This window comes from Pediococcus parvulus (genome assembly GCF_964063155.1).
Classification (GTDB): domain Bacteria; phylum Bacillota; class Bacilli; order Lactobacillales; family Lactobacillaceae; genus Pediococcus; species Pediococcus parvulus.
The window spans coordinates 270,436-287,103 of sequence record NZ_OZ061292.1; the positions used below are offsets into that span (position 1 = coordinate 270,436).

Genomic DNA, 16,668 nt, shown 5'->3' on the forward strand with positions numbered 1-16,668 from the left:
GTAGGTGAATTATGGCAAGCTGTATTGTACAAGACACTAATTATCGTTTTACGATTCTAACAGATCGATTGATCAGATTGGAATATTCGGATGTTGACCAGTTTGAGGATCGCACGACTCAAGTGGTGCAAAATCGTGATTTTGATAAGCCTAAATTTGAGGTTTTTAAGAATCAAAAAAATCATCAGATTGAGATAGTTACTAAGTTTATTCATCTTTATTATGATGGTGGAAAATTTTCTCCAGCAACTTTGTATATTGATGCTGCCTACAACTATGGGACTTATATGAGTCGGTGGTATTTCGGAGAAAAAATTGAGAAAAATTTAAAGGGGACTGCGCGAACGCTGGACAAGGCGGATGGTGAGATTCCTTTAGAAGATGGATTAATGGCTAAAGACGGATTCTCTTATTTAGATGACTCTAAGTCGTTCATTCTTTCTGATGATAAGTTTCAAGTCAGAGAAAACCCTGAATTAGATTATTACTATTTTGCCTATGGTCATGATTTTGAAGGAACTTTAAAAGATTATTATAAATTGACTGGCAAGACACCATTGATTCCACGTTATGCCTTAGGAAATTGGTGGAGTCGTTACTGGCCATATACACAGGATGAATATAAGGCGTTGTTTGAACGGTTTAATAAGGAAGAAATCCCGATTTCAGTAGCCGTTATGGATATGGACTGGCATCTCGTTCATGATGTGCCGGCACGTTTTGGTAGTGGCTGGACGGGATACACCTGGAACAAAAAGTTGTTCCCAGATCACAAAAAATTGATTCAATGGTTACATGATCAAGGAAAGCACGTGACGATTAATGATCATCCCGCTGCTGGTGTACGGGCGTTTGAAGATGCTTATCCTAAAGTAGCCAAACGATTAGGTTTAAATACGGATGAAGAAGAGCCAGCTTTGTTTGATTTTCAAAATGCGTTATATCGAAAGGCCTACTTTGAAGATGTTCATCGACCACTGGAAAAAGATGGTATTGATTTTTGGTGGATTGATTGGCAACAAGGACAAAATCGCGGTACCAAACAGGTTGATCCACTATGGTTATTAAATCATTATGTTTATCAAGATAATGACCAGCAACATCCCGGAAATGGTCTGACGCTTTCTCGTTATGGTGGTCCAGGAAGTCATCGCTATCCGTTAGGTTTTTCAGGAGATACTGTTGCAAGTTGGAAATCGTTACAGTTTCAACCTTATTTCACAGCAACAGCATCTAACATTGGCTACACTTGGTGGAGCCATGACATCGGCGGCCACATGAAGGGCGCTTATGATAGTGAATTAACGTTACGTTGGATGCAATTTGGTGTATTTAGTCCAGTTAATCGTCTGCACAGTTCTGAAAATCCGTTTATGGGAAAGAAACCGTGGAATTACGATGAAAATGCCCGTCAATCTATGACTAAATTTTTAAGACTTCGTAGTTCTTTAGTTCCATATTTAGATACGGCTAATTATTTGACTCATAAGAATGGCATTCCGCTAGTTGAACCTGTTTATTACAAAAATCCCGATGAAAAGGCTGCCTATACAGTTCAAAATCAATATTATTTTGGTAGTGAAATGATGGTCGCACCAATTACACAACCGGCTGATGATATAACATTTGAAGGAGAAACAACAGCTTGGTTACCAGAAGGGGACTGGTTTGATTTCTTTACTGGCGTTAAATATATCGGCGACACATACGTGAATATTCATCGATCAGGAAAGGACTATCCGGTTTTTATAAAAGCTGGAGGAATTGTTCCTTTAAACGCAAATTATATGGAAGATATTGAACAATTGCCAGAAAAATTAGACGTCCGAGTTTACCCAGGTGCTGAAAATCAATTTACTTTGTTCGAACATCAAGGTACTTTGGTCGCTAAAACTAAGTTTGAATTTGATGGTGAATCACACTTAAAGATACAAGTTGAAGATTCAGATCAGATTTTGCCGGAGAAACGTGAACTGAATATTTTGGCCTGTGGAAACGTGGCAAATCTAGACTGTTCAACTAAGAAAGTTATGTTAACAAATCAAAATAACTCTAAGACAGTTGATTTGAATTTCAAAAACGATAAAGAGTTAGTGACTTCATTGATTTTTGAAAAGCTGCAACATGCAAAAGTTAGTTTTGATCTCAAAAACGAAATTTGGAAAGTTGTCAATAGTCAAAAAACGCCAGAACAAATTATTAGTTATCTGAACACTTTGGATAATCAAAATTTGGCTAAGATGTTGATTGAACTAGTGGCTGCATAAAAATTGAATGGAATCCAAAAAAGGACCTTAACAATGAAAAATATATTAAGGTCTTTTTTCTATGGTTAGATTTGTACTAATAACATTAATCTGAATTTGATGGTATTTTTATCTGTACGTGTCAGTTGATAATAAACCTTTTAAAGAGTTACATAGTATCGATATCGTGACCCTACGTAATAGTTAACACTATATTCTGTATAATTCGAGTTTGAATCTGCAATTTCACGTACACGTTTTAAAAGAGGTTCAGGTTTGCTCATGTCCAGAAATCTCATAAGATTATCTGTTGATGGGACAGCCTCAACATATTCAGTTTGTCGATTCACATGTATATTAAATCTGCCAAGATAATCATAAAGTGATCCATAATAATCCTTGCTATCTAAAGAATATTTAATTGAGTAAGGAATAAATGTAACAGAATAAGTAATTACTGTATCATCGGCACCACGAACTCGCGCAATTTTGAGTACTGGTGCTCCTTCATTAATTTCTAAATGCCGTGCAATTATTGTTGAGGCTGGGATTTTCTTAACATCTGCCCAAGTTGTCACGGGCTTTTTCCCTAATTCAAGCATTTCATTTGTAAAGCTTTTAACCACTGTATAACTAGGCTTATCATTCACTTCGGTAGGGGGATCTAAAACAAAAGTTCCTTTACCGCGTTCACGAATGAGGTATCCCTTTTGAACTAGATCATCCAGTGCTCGTCGAACGGTGATGCGGCTAACGTTATAAGACTCTTCAAGTTCTTTTTCTGGTGGAATTTTATCTCCAGTCAGCCACTCACCACTGTTTATTTTGAATTGTAAATCATCTTCAATTTTTACATATAATGGTAAATCTCCTTGTTCCATAAAAAGAACCCCCAATTGACCTGTTTATATCATTATAACGTATTCTGCTCATGATGCAATCAAACAATAATTTACACATTTTTATGTAAGCCTTTACAAACACTCTGAAAAATGGTATATTCAAATCGTAATAATGATATAACATTATATTGAAAGGAGAAATATTATGGCAATTTCATTTATTCGTGTTGATGATCGAATTATACATGGTCAAATAGTTACAAGGTGGTTGAGCGAATTACCAGCTGATGGCGTGGTAGCGGTTGATGATGATGCAGCAAATAATTCAATTATCTCTAAAGTACTTAAGGGCGCCGTTCCTGGGGGGCTGAAGGCTTTTGTCATGACGGTTGACCATACTGCTGAAAGATGGGAGGACATTGTTGGCAGTCAAAAAAAGTATTTTTTGTTAGCAAAAACACCAATTACTTTAGCTAGACTATACAAAGCTGGTGCAGATTTTATAACAGCTCAACCTAATTTAAATGTCGGACCGATGAGTGAACGGGATGGTGCGATAAAAGTTGGTCCAAATGCCAATGTGTTACCAGAAGAAATGGAGGCATTTCAGTTTTTGGCAGATCATGGTATGGATATTAATTTTCAATTGGTTCCTGATTCTAAGAAAACAACTTTTACTGAAGCTGTTCGTCAATATAATGAGTAGGGAGGGTTTTAAATTGCTATTTTTTCAAGCAACTATTATTTCTATATTGTGCTACCTCGGTGCTTTAGGTACTCCATGGTTATTTGGGTTAACCGGTGGTTGGTATACGTTGTCTCGACCACTGGTGTCAGGATTTCTAATAGGTTTAATTGTTGGAGATGTCAAGCAAGGAATTATTATTGGTGTTGCAGTTCAGGCAGTTTATATTGCATTGGTTACGCCTGGTGGACAAATGCCAGCAGATTTAAACTTTGTGGCATATCCTGCAATCGCACTTGCAATAATGTCACATGCTTCAACGGGAGTTGCAGTAACTATGGCAACAACAATTGGAGTTGTAGGTACGATTGTGTTCAACTTTTTTCAAGTAGGAAACTCTTATTGGAATCATCGCGCAGAGAAAGCGATTGAGGAGGGGAATGAGCGATCATTTCATTTCAATGCGATTTGGGGACCACAAATTTTTAATTTTGCACTGCGATTTATACCGTCTTTTTTGGTTATTTATTTTGGATCTGGGTTTGCTAAACAATTATTGAATAGTATGCCACAGTACATCTTAGACGTTATGACTTTCTTGGGTGGGGTTCTTCCAGCATTAGGAATTGTAATGTTATTAACGATTGTTATTAAAAAAAATTACATGTGGGCATTCTTTCTGTTTGGTTTTACTGCCGTTGTATTTATGCAATTAAATATGATTGCGCTAGCTATGGTTGCCGTAACGATAGCTGTAATTTTTTATTTTGCCATCAGCACCAATGATGATTCAGATGGAGGCAACTCGAATAAGACTCAAGGCGGTTCTGAAAATAATGATGAGGAGGAAGAATTCTAATGACAAAGAAAAAACAGTACCAACTTCTTGATAAGAAGACAGTTAGTAAATCGTATAATCGTTGGATGATGTATAATTTGGCCTCGACTAGTTATGAGTTCTTGGAGGCCTTTGGTTTTGCTTATGCAATGGAACCGGTGTTGAAGAAACTATATGCAAAAAATTCAGATGAATATCGTAAAGCGATGAAACGTCATTCGGTGTTTTATAACACAGAACCACAACTAGGTTCATTGGTAAACGGGATTACTGTTGGTTTGGAGGAGCAAAGAGCAACCGGCAATAACGAAATTACAGGGGATTTTATTAATTCACTGAAAGTTGGGTTGATGGGACCTTTAGCAGGAATTGGAGATTCTATGATTCCGGGTATGTTGATTCCAATCTTACTTTCTATTGGTATGGGACTCGCTAGTGGTGGTAGCATTCTTGGACCGCTTTTCTATATTGTTGCTTATAATTTGATTATTGTTTTTGGGTCTCGATATCTGTACTTCAAAGGGTATGAGCTTGGGGCTGAATCTGTTGATTTATTTGTAGGAAAAACTGCACAGCGAATCACACAAGCAATTACGGTGCTGGGAACTGTTGTTACAGGAGGAGTAGCTGCTTCATATGTTAAAGTACCACTTCCAATCGTTATAAAAATGTCTAGTTCAACAATTGATATTCAGAAGATATTAGACGGAATATACCCTTCACTGATTCCCTTGTTGTTAGTATTTATTTCTTGGTGGTTTATGTCTAAAAAGCATGTTTCTCCAATTAAAATGATTGTTGCGTACTTCATTCTAGCATTTGTTGGATATGGAATTGCCTACGGTATTATGGCTTTGATGTAAGAAAGGAATTTTTATGAAAATTATTATGGTTAGCCATCAAGGTTTTGCATCAGGAGTTTTATCCGCTGCAAAGTTCATTGTTGGTGATTTGCCAAAGATTGAATCTGTAGAACTAGATGATCGAGGTATTTCGACATTTAGATCGGAATTTCAGAAAATTATGAAGCAAATTTCGTTGTCCGAAAAAATAGTGCTTCTCTCTGATATACCAGCAGGATCTCCTGGAAATTCAGCCTTTGAATTATTAACAGAGGCAGGATTTGATACCACATACTTATCTGGCTGTAACTTGCCAATGGTTTTAGATCTAGTGTTATCGAACAACATTGATAGTGCTCTTAAAGCGGGCAAAGGAGGTTTGGTCGATGTGACAGCAATTCCAGAGACAAATGATGAGGATGATGATTTTTAAAAATGTTATATCAATATAATGATTGGAGACGTTCAAATGAATTATGATTTAGAACCTGAAACTGACATTGAGAACTTTAAAATGGCTGTTCAAGGCGTTTCAAATGTGACAAATATGCTCAGTGAGAAAATTAACTCTTTAGATTCAGAGTCGACTATTATCTTTGAATGTTATCCTGGGGTTGATTATGATGACTTACGCCATAATATTATTGATAATTTTAATGCAGATAATGTAATTTTTGCAGATGATTTTGCTATGAGTTCGAAACTGGTTAACGAAACTATACATCAACAGATGACTGATGATCGAGTTTTTGGAATTATGACTCATTACACCTTAAGTGATTTCTATCCCCAGCTGGACTTAATTAAATCTGATATCAAGAAAAAGAAGGGTAAAACAATTGTTTACGGAACAGGAGCATCTTTGTTTGCACCGAATGCTGAAATAACTGTGTACTGCGATTTGGCCCGTTGGGAAATTCAATTGCGCTATCGTTCCGGATTATCAAATTGGCAACAAGATAATGCAGATGAAGATCCATTACGTAAGTTTAAGCGGGGGTATTTCTTTGATTGGCGTATGGCTGATCGTTTGAAGAAAGATATTTTACCGAAGGCGGATTTTGTATTAGATACAAACAAGAAAAATGAGCCCAAGTTGGTTAGTGGTACTGATTTACTCGCAGCCCTTCAAGTCTTACAATATCAACCCTATCGAACAGTTCCATATTTTGATGCTAGTGTTTGGGGTGGACAGTGGATGAAAAATCACTACAAGTTACCGGAAAATGGTTCTAATTATGGCTGGGCGTTTGATGGAGTTCCAGAAGAAAATAGCCTGTATTTTAGATTTGGAAAGGTGCGGATTGAAGTACCTGCAATGGATCTGATGTTGATGAATCCGATCGGTATTCTGGGGGAAAAAGTATTTTCAAGATTTGGAGCAGAATTTCCAATTCGATTTGATTATCTAGATACGGTTAAAGGTGGAAATTTGAGCTTACAGGTACATCCACTTACTGAATATATTAAGCAACATTACGGAATGAATTATACCCAAGATGAGAGCTATTATATTTTGGCCTCAACTTCAAATTCGTCGGTATATTTAGGAACTAAAAAGGACATTGATAAGGAAAATTTGGGCAAAGCTCTAAGCAGAGCAGCTGAAGGAAAAGAAAGATTTCCAGATGAAAAGTTCATTAATAATTTTCCAGCAAAAAAAGGAGATCATTTTTTGATTCCAGCAGGTACTATCCACTGTGGAGGAGCCGGAACGGTGGTACTCGAAATTAGTGCAACACCATATATATTTACATTTAAAATGTGGGACTGGGATAGAGTTGGTCTTGACGGAAAGCCAAGACCTATTCATCTCGAAGAAGGGTTGGATAATATTCAAATGAGACGTGATACTGATTGGGTCGAACAAAACTTAATTAATCAGTTTTCTCTGATGTCACAGAATGAGGATGAAACAGTGGAACGTACTGGCCTTCACCCCACACTTGAATTTATTGAAACCTTACGTCATACCATCAATGGAGTGGGTCAATTTAATACGCATGGTAGTGTGAATATGTTAAATATGGTAGACGGGAATGAAGCAGTAGTCGAAAGCCTCAATAACAATTTCAAACCATTCACAATTCATTTTGGAGAAACCTTTATTGTGCCAGAGGCTGTTGGCCAATATACGATTCGGAGTACTAGCTCTATAGTAAAAAAAATTACAGTTATTCAAGCATTTGTAAAGTGAGGTGATTTTATTGTTTTATCCGGGATTTGGAATTAATGTAGATACTTTTAATATGAATTTTACTTATGATAAAAATACATTTGGTCCTGAAGTTGAGGTGAGACATTTAGACGATATTCGTAAGAGTATGCTAGATTCAAAAGCAGACGGTCCAGATAAGGTATATACAATTGCTATGGATGTTGGGGATAAATTAGATTTTGAGGATTTGAACCAAAGATTCTTACTTTTTGGTGTTTGCACTTATGCGGCAGGAAAGATTGGGAAAGAGCCCGTTCGTAGTCAGGGACACATTCATAGTATTTCTGCGTCGTGCAATTCAACAACCCCTGAGGTTTATGAAGTCTGGCAGGGAAAATGCACAGTACTTTTACAAGAAACGGCAAATGATAATCCTGGCCGAGTATATGCAGTAACTGCCAAAAAGGGGGAAGTAATAGTAGTTCCTCCTGGTTGGGCACATTGTACTGTGAACGCGGATCCTAGGATGCCGATGACTTTTGGGGCCTGGTGTATACGGGATTATGGGTTTGAATATGCGAACGTTAGAAAACATCATGGGCTGGCTTTTTATCCAATTGTGAATAAAAACAATAATATTTCTTGGCAACACAATAATTGTTACAAAAAAACAAAAATTACTGTAAAAAATCCGTCAGATTATTCGAATTTAGGAATTAATCTAAAAAAAACGATTTATGAGCAGTACCAAGATAATCACAACGCCTTTGAATTCGTAACAAATCCACAAAAATATCAGGATGTATGGTATAACTTTGTACCATAGGGTGGAGATGTAACAATGCCGACAAATTTGAAAAGTGATAGTGGAAACTTAATAGGTGAAACAATTCGGAAAGATACAACTTTTGATGCGTTAAGACCCTTAATTAGAAATCCAAAGCTGATTTCTACAGAAAAAGGGAAGAACATTTCATATTGGGTAGAAATGCAAAAAAATGGCGTGCAAGACGGCCAAAGTGGTGGTTTATTTTTTGGAGTGTCTCATGTTAATCCTGGTAAAATTGGAAATGAATTTAATTTCACAAAAGGACATTTTCATCAGTCAATTGATACGGGTGAATACTATTGGGGAATTAAAGGACATGGTTTATTGATTTTACATGACTTGAACGCGGAAGAACATGTCGAAGAAGTTGTACCTGGGCGTGTTTTATACATTCCTGGAAAAGTTGCTCATCGACTTGTTAATATTGGTGATGATGTTCTGAGTGTAGGTGCTGTGTGGCAGTCAATTTCAGGACACCAATATTTTAAAAGTAATATTTTTTCGACGAGGATTATTGCGGATGGAACAGGGTGGAAAATGGACAAGGAATGATTGAGCTAAAAATAATTTGAAAATGTTGTTTGTCAATAATTATTAAGTTGAAAACTGTTATTAAAAGAACTAAATTAAGCAGTAGTCATATTTTCTTTGTTTAAGTTTTTGCAAATAATGACAACATAAAAGCATCCCCCAAATGAAGTTGTAAATATCTTCATTTTGGGGATGCTTTTTCCATCAAAAAATCAAACATCTAAACTATTGCTGCTCAAGGAATTATTGATAACAATCACCCCACCTTTATCATATCGATGCCGCGTTTGAGAATATTCAAAAGCTCGTCCATCCGATAAATGAACCGTTTGAGAGACCTGTAAAATAGGTTCTCCATGGTTACATTTTAAATACTTCTGGTCATTCTTCTGAGAAATGTCGGCTGTGATTTTACGAATTGCACTTCCAATTTTTAAGTTGAGTGTTGATTCAATAAATTTGTAAATTGAACCGCTAGCAATTTCTTCTGTTAAGTTTTGAATTACTGAAAGGGGCATTATCGAATGATCCAATTCATATGGTTCCTTATCAACATTTCTTAACCGCAGCACATCATAAACTGGTGTTGAACTTGAGATTGCAAGTCGTTTTTGTTCATGAGGGTTAGGTAATCTAATTTCAAAGTTCAAAACTTGTGTTGTTACTTTGTTCCGGCCTTCGAATAATTTAGTGGTCCCCTCATACTGACTAGATAAAATATCTAAAGTAGATTGAGAGTTAGGAGCTACAGTGGTTCCACTTCCTTGACGACGCAGAATTAAATTGGCGTTTGATAATTCATCGAGCGCTTTTTGAATGGTAACCCGAGACGTGCCAAATTCATCAGCCAATTCCTTTTGACTAGGCAAATGTTGACCAGTTTCGTAGTCACCAGTTTTAATTCTATTTTTTAAGGTAGTTGCAATTTCTTTATATTGGCTGATAGTTAGCACCTTCTTTTTCACTTTTAATTTTAGCATAGTATTTAAATTATCCAAATTAAATAGTTGGGTTTTCATATTAATAATTTGACTTTACAAATTATTAATATGAGTTATAATAAAATTATTGAGGAGGTTAACAATGGAAAATTCAAATTTTCTCTGGGGGAACTCAGTTTCAAGTATGCAAACGGAAGGTGCCTGGGATAAAGACGGCAAAGGCCCATCAGTTTATGATATAAGAAAAGCAACACCGGAAACGAGTGATTGGAAAGATGGTATTGATGAGTACCATCGATACGAAGAAGACTTCGATTTAATGAAAAATGCTGGAATGAATTGTTATCGCTTCCAGGTTTCTTGGTCAAGAGTTATACCAACTGGAGATGGATCAATTAATCAAAAAGGATTGGACTATTACGAGCGTTTCGTTGATGAATTACTTAAAAGAGACATGATTCCTGTGATTTGTTTGTACCATTTTGATATGCCGCTTGCTTTAGCGAAGAAGTATAACGGATTTGTTAATGATCATGTGCGAAATGCTTTCGTCCGTTTTTCAAAAATCGTCATTGACAAATTGGCTTCTAAAGTAAAATATTGGATTCCTTTTAATGAACAAAATTGCACCATGTTTGAGGAGGGATTTCAAAATAGTGGTTACTTGCAAGGCGATAAGACCATCGAAGACCAGTATAAAATTGCCACCAACAGTCTAATTGCATATGCGGAGGTCGCAGATTATGTTCATAAATTTGATGGCTTGCAAATTGGTGGAATGGTTGCCTATCAAGAAATGTATCCTAATTCAACGAAACCCCAAGATGTGATGGTTACGCGCAAAGCAAATGAATTTATTAATAATGACTTTTTATCATTTTTTGCGACGGAAAAGCGTTCAGCAGAAGTTATTCGATATATGAAGAATAATGGTATGTCAACGCTAGTTCACAAATTAAATCAGGTGACCGAAAAATTAACCAATATAAAAAGTGATTTTTTGGCTTTCAGTTACTATTACAGCTTAGTTATTGATTCAACAAGGATCCAGCAAGACGTAGCGCCTAATTATTATATGAGTCAAGGAAAAGTATTGAATTCTAACTTGAAAACATCAGAATACGGCTGGCAGATAGATGCAGACGGTTTCAGAAATAGTATTACAGAAATGTCTGATAGATTTGGATTGCCAATATTCTCTGTAGAAAATGGAATCGGCGCAAAAGAAGAATGGGACGGTCAAAATCAGATCGATGATGATTATCGTATTCAATACCACAAAGAACATATTCAGGCTATGAAAAATGCTGTTCAAATTGATGGTGCACAAGTAATGGGTTATCTTGGTTGGGGGCTGATTGATATACCTAGTTCAGCGGGCAATATGGAAAAACGTTATGGGCTAGTTTATGTGAACCGTGGTAATCACGAACTTCGAGATTTAAGAAGAGTTCCCAAAAAAAGCTATTATTGGTTTAAAAAAATGATCGCTCAGGAAAAATTTTGAAAAGGAGTGTAGATATGAAAAGCAGTGGAATTGGAAGGAAGTTTATTGACAGTTTTACTAAAGTTTCTATTAAAATAGGTAATCAGATTCACCTACGTTCATTGCGCGATGCATTTGCGATGATTATGCCGCTATTTATTTTAGCTGGACTTGGGGTTCTCATTAATAACGTTATTTTTACGTTATTCTTTAAAGGCACAACCTTAGCAAATTTTCAGACATTTGGTAATTTATTGGTGAATGGAACGCTTAATATTGCAGGATTATTGATTGCTCCTGTAGTTGGCTATTGTTTAGCAAAGAATCGAAATTTCAATAATGCTTTAGGTGCAGCAATTGTCTCATTGGCGGGCTTGATCGTCATGATGCCTATTACAATACAAGCAATTCCAATTGGTAAGACAGCACCTGTTAATATTTCAGGATATTTATCTTTTACAAATGTTGGCGTTACTGGAATGTTCGCGGGTATTATTATTGGACTTGTTGCAACTGAGTTGTTTATTAGGCTGTCTGGAGTGAAAAAGTTTCGAATTAACTTAGGTGAAAATGTGCCGCCGGCAGTCAGCGATTCGTTCATGACTTTAATTCCTACCATTGTAGTTTTGAGTTTGTTAGCCATTATTGCAGCTTTATTAACAGTTTTAGCTCATACAGATATGATTAAGCTAATCACTATCCTTATTCAGGAACCATTGCGGAAAGTGAATACTAGTTTACCAGGATTCTTGCTGATTTATAGTGTCGGAAATCTTTTGTTTGGTTTTGGTATTCACCAAGCGGTTATTAACGGAACATTGCTAGATCCAGTTTTATTGATTAATACAAACAAAAACATGCAAGCTTTCGCGGCCGGACATGATATTCCTTATATCATTACTAGTGTTTTTCGAGATACATTCGGTATGTACGGTGGTACAGGAAGTACAATTTGCTTACTAATTGCGACCATAATCTTTTCAAGGATGAAATCAAGTCGGCAAATTACAGGTCTTTCTATTGTACCTGGGTTGTTTAATATCAACGAACCGGTTATTTATGGATATCCAATTGTTTTTAACTTGCCGCTACTAATTCCCTTTGTATTAACGCCAGTGATTGCGCTATTGTTTGCCTACTTCTGTACAGCAATTGGTTTTATGAACCGAACTGTAGTTATGGTGCCATGGACAACGCCACCATTGATTAATGGTTTTCTTGCCACAGGTGGAGACTGGAGAGCAATAATTGTTCAATTGATTACGATTGTATTTGGAATTTTCTTCTATCTTCCATTTATGAAGATTTCAGAACGGGTTATGCTACATCAGGCAGAAGAAGAAAATTAATGTTTCCCATAATTAGAACGAACTCGGTTGAGTTCGTTCTTTTTTTGAATGCCATTTTAACGGTTATTAAAAGTATACTATCTTAAGTGTACTTTATTGAATATTTCAAAAACGTTCCACATGGTATATTGAAAACGTATTCAGGAGGTGAATGAAATGCAAGAATCTATTGAAAGTTTGACAGATCAGGAAGTTCAAATGATTAAGTTGATTCTTAACACAGGAACTGTTCATTATTCTGATATTTCCAAAAGTATTGGAAGATCTCGTAAAACTATTTCAAAATATTTGGATAACGTTGAGGAATTTCTCCAAGGTTATCACGTAACGCTTGTACGTAAACGAAACGTGGGTATTTATTTTGAAGGAGACACTATGGATCTTCAAAATGTGATTCAAAATAAAAAATATCCAGATACGCCAAATACGAAGAACGAACGAGTTATTGCTATTTTATCAAAGTTATTACTTGCGAATTACCCGCAAACAATTCAACAACTTGCTGATAGCACGTTTGTTAGTCGCAGTACTTTAGAAAGTGACTTCAAAGAAGTTAAGCGTACATTAGCTAAATATGGCGCACTTATTGAAACCACGCATGATGGTATGCAGATTATTGCATCGGAAAGTTCAAAACGAAAACTGATGTCAGAGCTGCTTACCATGTACTGGGGTAACACAATGTATCTGGAAAACAAGAAAGGGGAAATGCATCGAGAATTAAAAATACCAAATGATATGCGTTCATTTTTCGGTAAAGATATTTTTAAAAAAGTATTAAGTGCACTGGATCGCTTTCAACAAGTTAGTCCACTCCATTTTACCGATTATGAGTTTCAATCGTTAGCTATTCATTTAATTATTTCGATGGAAAGAATTATTAAGGATAAAACGCTTGAGAAAAGTGAACATCCAGTGAAACTGGAAATGAATACAGTCAGTTTGATTAACATATTGGAATCCGTCTTTAAGGTTTCAATTCCGCAGTACGAACGGCAATACATTAATATCCACATTCTAGCTGCTGAAGGGGAGCCTATAGGCAAAGATAAGTTAGAGAAAGCTGATTCACCAATTCAGCAAAATGTGATTCATGAATTTCTTACTAGTAATATTCGTAACCATGACGAAATCCTACTTCGTGGACTTACAGTACATGTGACATCGGCATTAAAAAGACTTTATCTGGGGTTAAATTTACATAATCCATATACAGAAGATATTAAAAAGTTTTTTCCCCTAGCATTTAATAATGCAATTGATATCAGTGCTAAAATCGAAAAACAATTTAATATCACTCTGAATGAAGATGAAGTTGCCTTTATTGCATTACATTTAGAAGCGTATATTGAAAGACAAAAAAGCATGGTTAATGCAGTTATTGTTTGCAGTACAGGGTTAGGAACAGCGAGGTTGCTGGAACAAAGGGTCAAAAAGTATTTTTCAGATAGCATTCAGATTAACCGGGTGACTTCAATTCAGGACTTAAAAAATCGCCCAATTGTTGAAGATTTAGTAATTAGTACCATTAGAATTGAAGTTCCAGGAACCCCTGTTGTGGTTGTACCACCGTTCCTTGATACTGGATCAACTAATCAGATACGAAGTAAAGCAACTGAGATTTTAGAAGATCGGCAAAATTCAGGTAGCTTTAGCAGATTGCTTGATGAAAAACTAATATTCTTTAGTAAAGAAAAGGAAGATCGCGAACAAGTTATTACTCAGATAGGGGAAAAGTTACAGAAGCTTCGGTATGGCCGCAAAGGAATTTCTAAAGCAGCATTAGAGCGGGAAAGTCTTGCTAGCACAGCAATTGACAATATAGCAATGCCACATGCACCAATTGAATTTGTTGCTAAACCCTGTATTGCTATATATATCAATACAGCCGGAATTAGGTGGCAAAGCAATACAGTGAATGTTGTATTTTTCTTAGCAATGAATCGTGAAGTGCAAACTCAAATCGAACAAATTTACAAATACTTTAATGACGTGCTAGAGAATAAAAAGCTGCTAAAGGAGATTGAGGGATGCGTGAAGCCGCAAGAAGTTTTAAAAAAATTAGGAGGTGATTTGATTGAGTAATAAGTTAAGTGATTTTATTTCAGAGAAAAATATCGTAATGGATTTACATGCCAAGACCCGAGACGAAGCCATCCAACAATTGGCTTTGATTTTGCAAAAAAATGGAAGCGTTTCCGATTCTAATGATTTTTATCATGATGTATTATACCGCGAATCTTTAACAACAACGGGAATTGGTAATAACATTGCTATTCCCCATGGGAAAAGTACATCGGTCATTCAATCAACCATGTTATTTGCAAAAAACTCTGAAGCTTTAGAGTGGAATTCTTTAGATGGAAGCAAGGTCAATATCATCTTTTTAATGGCTGTTTCACCAGAAACACAAGGGGACAAGCATTTAAAAATGCTAGCTAAATTGTCTGGAAAACTTATGGACGATGATTTTGTTGAAGCAATCAAAGAAGCACGAACATCAGAAAATATATTAAAAATTTTAAAAAAATAATTTTTGGAGGAATTTAAAATGGCAAAAAAAATTGTAGCAGTCACAGCTTGTATTGCAGGTATCGCGCATACCTATATGGCGGCCGAAAATTTAAAGAAATTCGCTAAAAAAGAGGGTTATTACATTAAAGTTGAGACTCAAGGGGCAATGGGTGTTGAAAATCGGCTTTCTCAGTCTGAAATTGATGGAGCAGATGTTGTGATTTTTGCAGTAGATACAAATGTTCAAGAACCAGATCGTTTTGAAGGTAAAAAGACTTTAAAAGTAGGGACTTCTGAAGTTGTTAAAGATGGCAAATCAACTATTGATCAAGCAATTGAACTGATAAATTAAAAGGGATGTGGAAATAATGAATTGGAAAAAATTTGGTAAAGAATTAGCCAATCATTTTCAAACTGGTGTTTCATATATGATTCCACTGGTTACTGCAGCTGGTTTATTAACATCTATTGCGGTAATTTTTGGAGGACAAAATGTTTGGAACCAGACAAGTAATATTTGGGGGAATCTCAGGCTTTTAGGACAAACAGGATTAGGATTTATTCCAGTAATCATTGCAGCCTATATTTCGTTTTCAATCGCTGACCGTCCTGGGTTGGCGCCAGCATTCATTGTTGGATTAGTTGCATCTTCAATGGGAACTGGGTTTTTAGGTGGTATGTTAGTTGGGTTATTGGTTGGATATTTAGTTCAGTGGCTTAAAAAGATCCCAATGCCAGCAAATTTAACTGCCGTTAAGTCATTAATTGTTATCCCATTCATAGCAACGTTAGTGGTTGGACTATTCTTGATTTATGTTGTTGGTGATCCGATTAAAGCAATGACCGTCGGATTAACTGCATGGCTTAAAGGCATGAGTGGGGCTAACGCTGTTTTATTAGCTGCGTTACTTGGCGGCATGATGGCTGTCGATATGGGAGGCCCAGTCAACAAAATTGCATATGCATTTGGAATGGCCGCATTTACTTCAGGTGGATATCAAGCAAGTACAGCAATGCTGATGGCAATCGGTATTCCACCATTGGGTATGTTTGTTGCAACCTTACTTGGAGGTAAGAAGTTATACAGTGATGCTGAAATTGAAAGTGGTCGTTCTGCTTTAGTTATGGGTATTGTTGGAATTACAGAAGGGACTATTCCATTTGCGGTTGCAGATCCAGTTCGAGTTATTCCAAGTATTATCGTAGGAACTGCAGCAGGCTGTGCGACAAATGCATTCTTTGGAACATTTCAGAAGACCGCACTTTCAACAGTTATGGCAATTCCTTTCTCATCAAATGCAATTCTGTATACAATTGCGATATTGGTTGGTGTAATAATAACGGCACTGTTGGTAAATTTCTTAAAAAGATTTACACGACATAATTCAGAAGCGGAAGAAGGTTAAT

General features: G+C 36.2%; 16 protein-coding genes. 14 read left to right on the top strand and 2 right to left on the bottom strand.

Annotated elements, in window-relative coordinates; all coding sequences use genetic code 11:
• Window positions 1-11 precede the first annotated feature (11 nt).
• Complete coding sequence (locus tag AB3217_RS01285; RefSeq protein ID WP_367365544.1) at window positions 12-2,267, top strand: TIM-barrel domain-containing protein; 2,256 nt, start codon at window positions 12-14, stop codon at window positions 2,265-2,267.
• Window positions 2,268-2,407: 140 nt separating this feature from the next.
• Here the strand turns inward: AB3217_RS01285 and AB3217_RS01290 are convergent, their stop codons facing one another.
• A complete protein-coding gene (locus AB3217_RS01290) occupies window positions 2,408-3,127 on the bottom strand; it encodes a GntR family transcriptional regulator (protein ID WP_367365545.1) in 720 nt (239 codons plus the stop codon).
• Between the two features lie 166 nt (window positions 3,128-3,293).
• Between AB3217_RS01290 and AB3217_RS01295 the strand changes: the two genes are divergently transcribed.
• Genes AB3217_RS01295 through AB3217_RS01325 form a run of 7 tightly spaced genes read left to right on the top strand, consistent with a single transcriptional unit; the run spans window position 3,294 to window position 8,992 of the window.
• The gene (locus tag AB3217_RS01295; RefSeq protein ID WP_367365546.1) at window positions 3,294-3,794 is read left to right on the top strand and encodes a PTS system mannose/fructose/N-acetylgalactosamine-transporter subunit IIB; all 501 of its coding nucleotides are present in this window, start codon (window positions 3,294-3,296) and stop codon (window positions 3,792-3,794) included.
• Between the two features lie 13 nt (window positions 3,795-3,807).
• On the top strand, window positions 3,808-4,632 hold the full coding sequence (locus tag AB3217_RS01300; protein ID WP_367365547.1) for a PTS mannose/fructose/sorbose/N-acetylgalactosamine transporter subunit IIC: 825 nt from the start codon (window positions 3,808-3,810) through the stop codon (window positions 4,630-4,632).
• On the top strand, window positions 4,632-5,474 hold the full coding sequence (locus AB3217_RS01305; RefSeq protein ID WP_367365548.1) for a PTS system mannose/fructose/sorbose family transporter subunit IID: 843 nt from the start codon (window positions 4,632-4,634) through the stop codon (window positions 5,472-5,474). The genes AB3217_RS01300 and AB3217_RS01305 overlap by 1 nt, the downstream gene beginning before the upstream one ends.
• A gap of 13 nt (window positions 5,475-5,487) precedes the next feature.
• Entirely contained in the window at window positions 5,488-5,886 is a 399-nt protein-coding gene (locus AB3217_RS01310; RefSeq protein ID WP_367365549.1) for a PTS sugar transporter subunit IIA, read from the top strand.
• Window positions 5,887-5,922: 36 nt separating this feature from the next.
• Entirely contained in the window at window positions 5,923-7,650 is a 1,728-nt protein-coding gene (locus AB3217_RS01315) for a class I mannose-6-phosphate isomerase (RefSeq protein ID WP_367365550.1), read from the top strand.
• A gap of 10 nt (window positions 7,651-7,660) precedes the next feature.
• A complete protein-coding gene (locus AB3217_RS01320; protein ID WP_367365551.1) occupies window positions 7,661-8,437 on the top strand; it encodes a glucose-6-phosphate isomerase family protein in 777 nt (258 codons plus the stop codon).
• Window positions 8,438-8,452: 15 nt separating this feature from the next.
• A complete protein-coding gene (locus AB3217_RS01325; RefSeq protein WP_367365552.1) occupies window positions 8,453-8,992 on the top strand; it encodes a glucose-6-phosphate isomerase family protein in 540 nt (179 codons plus the stop codon).
• A gap of 191 nt (window positions 8,993-9,183) precedes the next feature.
• On the opposite strand, the gene AB3217_RS01330 is transcribed toward AB3217_RS01325, so the two are convergent.
• A complete protein-coding gene (locus AB3217_RS01330; RefSeq protein WP_367365553.1) occupies window positions 9,184-9,951 on the bottom strand; it encodes a GntR family transcriptional regulator in 768 nt (255 codons plus the stop codon).
• A gap of 103 nt (window positions 9,952-10,054) precedes the next feature.
• On the opposite strand from AB3217_RS01330, the gene AB3217_RS01335 reads away from it, so the two are divergent.
• The 6 genes from AB3217_RS01335 (at window position 10,055) to AB3217_RS01360 (ending at window position 16,667) form a co-directional block, all read left to right on the top strand.
• Window positions 10,055-11,419, top strand: coding sequence for a glycoside hydrolase family 1 protein (locus tag AB3217_RS01335; protein ID WP_367365554.1), 1,365 nt, complete (start codon window positions 10,055-10,057; stop codon window positions 11,417-11,419).
• A 14-nt stretch (window positions 11,420-11,433) separates the two neighbouring features.
• Window positions 11,434-12,747: a PTS sugar transporter subunit IIC gene (locus tag AB3217_RS01340; RefSeq protein ID WP_367365555.1), complete on the top strand. Its 1,314-nt coding sequence runs from the start codon at window positions 11,434-11,436 to the stop codon at window positions 12,745-12,747.
• Between the two features lie 156 nt (window positions 12,748-12,903).
• A complete protein-coding gene (locus AB3217_RS01345) occupies window positions 12,904-14,832 on the top strand; it encodes a transcription antiterminator (protein ID WP_367365556.1) in 1,929 nt (642 codons plus the stop codon).
• Window positions 14,825-15,280 (top strand): PTS sugar transporter subunit IIA, encoded by a 456-nt coding sequence (locus AB3217_RS01350; RefSeq protein ID WP_367365557.1) that lies wholly within the window; start codon window positions 14,825-14,827, stop codon window positions 15,278-15,280. The genes AB3217_RS01345 and AB3217_RS01350 overlap by 8 nt, the downstream gene beginning before the upstream one ends.
• A gap of 18 nt (window positions 15,281-15,298) precedes the next feature.
• Window positions 15,299-15,613, top strand: coding sequence for a PTS fructose transporter subunit IIB (locus tag AB3217_RS01355; protein ID WP_367365558.1), 315 nt, complete (start codon window positions 15,299-15,301; stop codon window positions 15,611-15,613).
• A gap of 16 nt (window positions 15,614-15,629) precedes the next feature.
• The gene (locus tag AB3217_RS01360) at window positions 15,630-16,667 is read left to right on the top strand and encodes a PTS fructose transporter subunit IIC (RefSeq protein ID WP_367365559.1); all 1,038 of its coding nucleotides are present in this window, start codon (window positions 15,630-15,632) and stop codon (window positions 16,665-16,667) included.
• Window position 16,668 lies beyond the last annotated feature (1 nt).

Coding starts and splice junctions, on each gene's coding strand:
- AB3217_RS01360 (WP_367365559.1), top strand. CDS start 15,630: ATGAATTGGAAAAAATTTGGTAAAGAATTAGCCAATCATTTTCAAACT.
- AB3217_RS01335 (WP_367365554.1), top strand. CDS start 10,055: ATGGAAAATTCAAATTTTCTCTGGGGGAACTCAGTTTCAAGTATGCAA.
- AB3217_RS01295 (WP_367365546.1), top strand. CDS start 3,294: ATGGCAATTTCATTTATTCGTGTTGATGATCGAATTATACATGGTCAA.
- AB3217_RS01305 (WP_367365548.1), top strand. CDS start 4,632: ATGACAAAGAAAAAACAGTACCAACTTCTTGATAAGAAGACAGTTAGT.
- AB3217_RS01285 (WP_367365544.1), top strand. CDS start 12: ATGGCAAGCTGTATTGTACAAGACACTAATTATCGTTTTACGATTCTA.
- AB3217_RS01355 (WP_367365558.1), top strand. CDS start 15,299: ATGGCAAAAAAAATTGTAGCAGTCACAGCTTGTATTGCAGGTATCGCG.
- AB3217_RS01330 (WP_367365553.1), bottom strand. CDS start 9,951: ATGCTAAAATTAAAAGTGAAAAAGAAGGTGCTAACTATCAGCCAATAT.
- AB3217_RS01315 (WP_367365550.1), top strand. CDS start 5,923: ATGAATTATGATTTAGAACCTGAAACTGACATTGAGAACTTTAAAATG.
- AB3217_RS01310 (WP_367365549.1), top strand. CDS start 5,488: ATGAAAATTATTATGGTTAGCCATCAAGGTTTTGCATCAGGAGTTTTA.
- AB3217_RS01340 (WP_367365555.1), top strand. CDS start 11,434: ATGAAAAGCAGTGGAATTGGAAGGAAGTTTATTGACAGTTTTACTAAA.
- AB3217_RS01290 (WP_367365545.1), bottom strand. CDS start 3,127: ATGGAACAAGGAGATTTACCATTATATGTAAAAATTGAAGATGATTTA.
- AB3217_RS01325 (WP_367365552.1), top strand. CDS start 8,453: ATGCCGACAAATTTGAAAAGTGATAGTGGAAACTTAATAGGTGAAACA.
- AB3217_RS01345 (WP_367365556.1), top strand. CDS start 12,904: ATGCAAGAATCTATTGAAAGTTTGACAGATCAGGAAGTTCAAATGATT.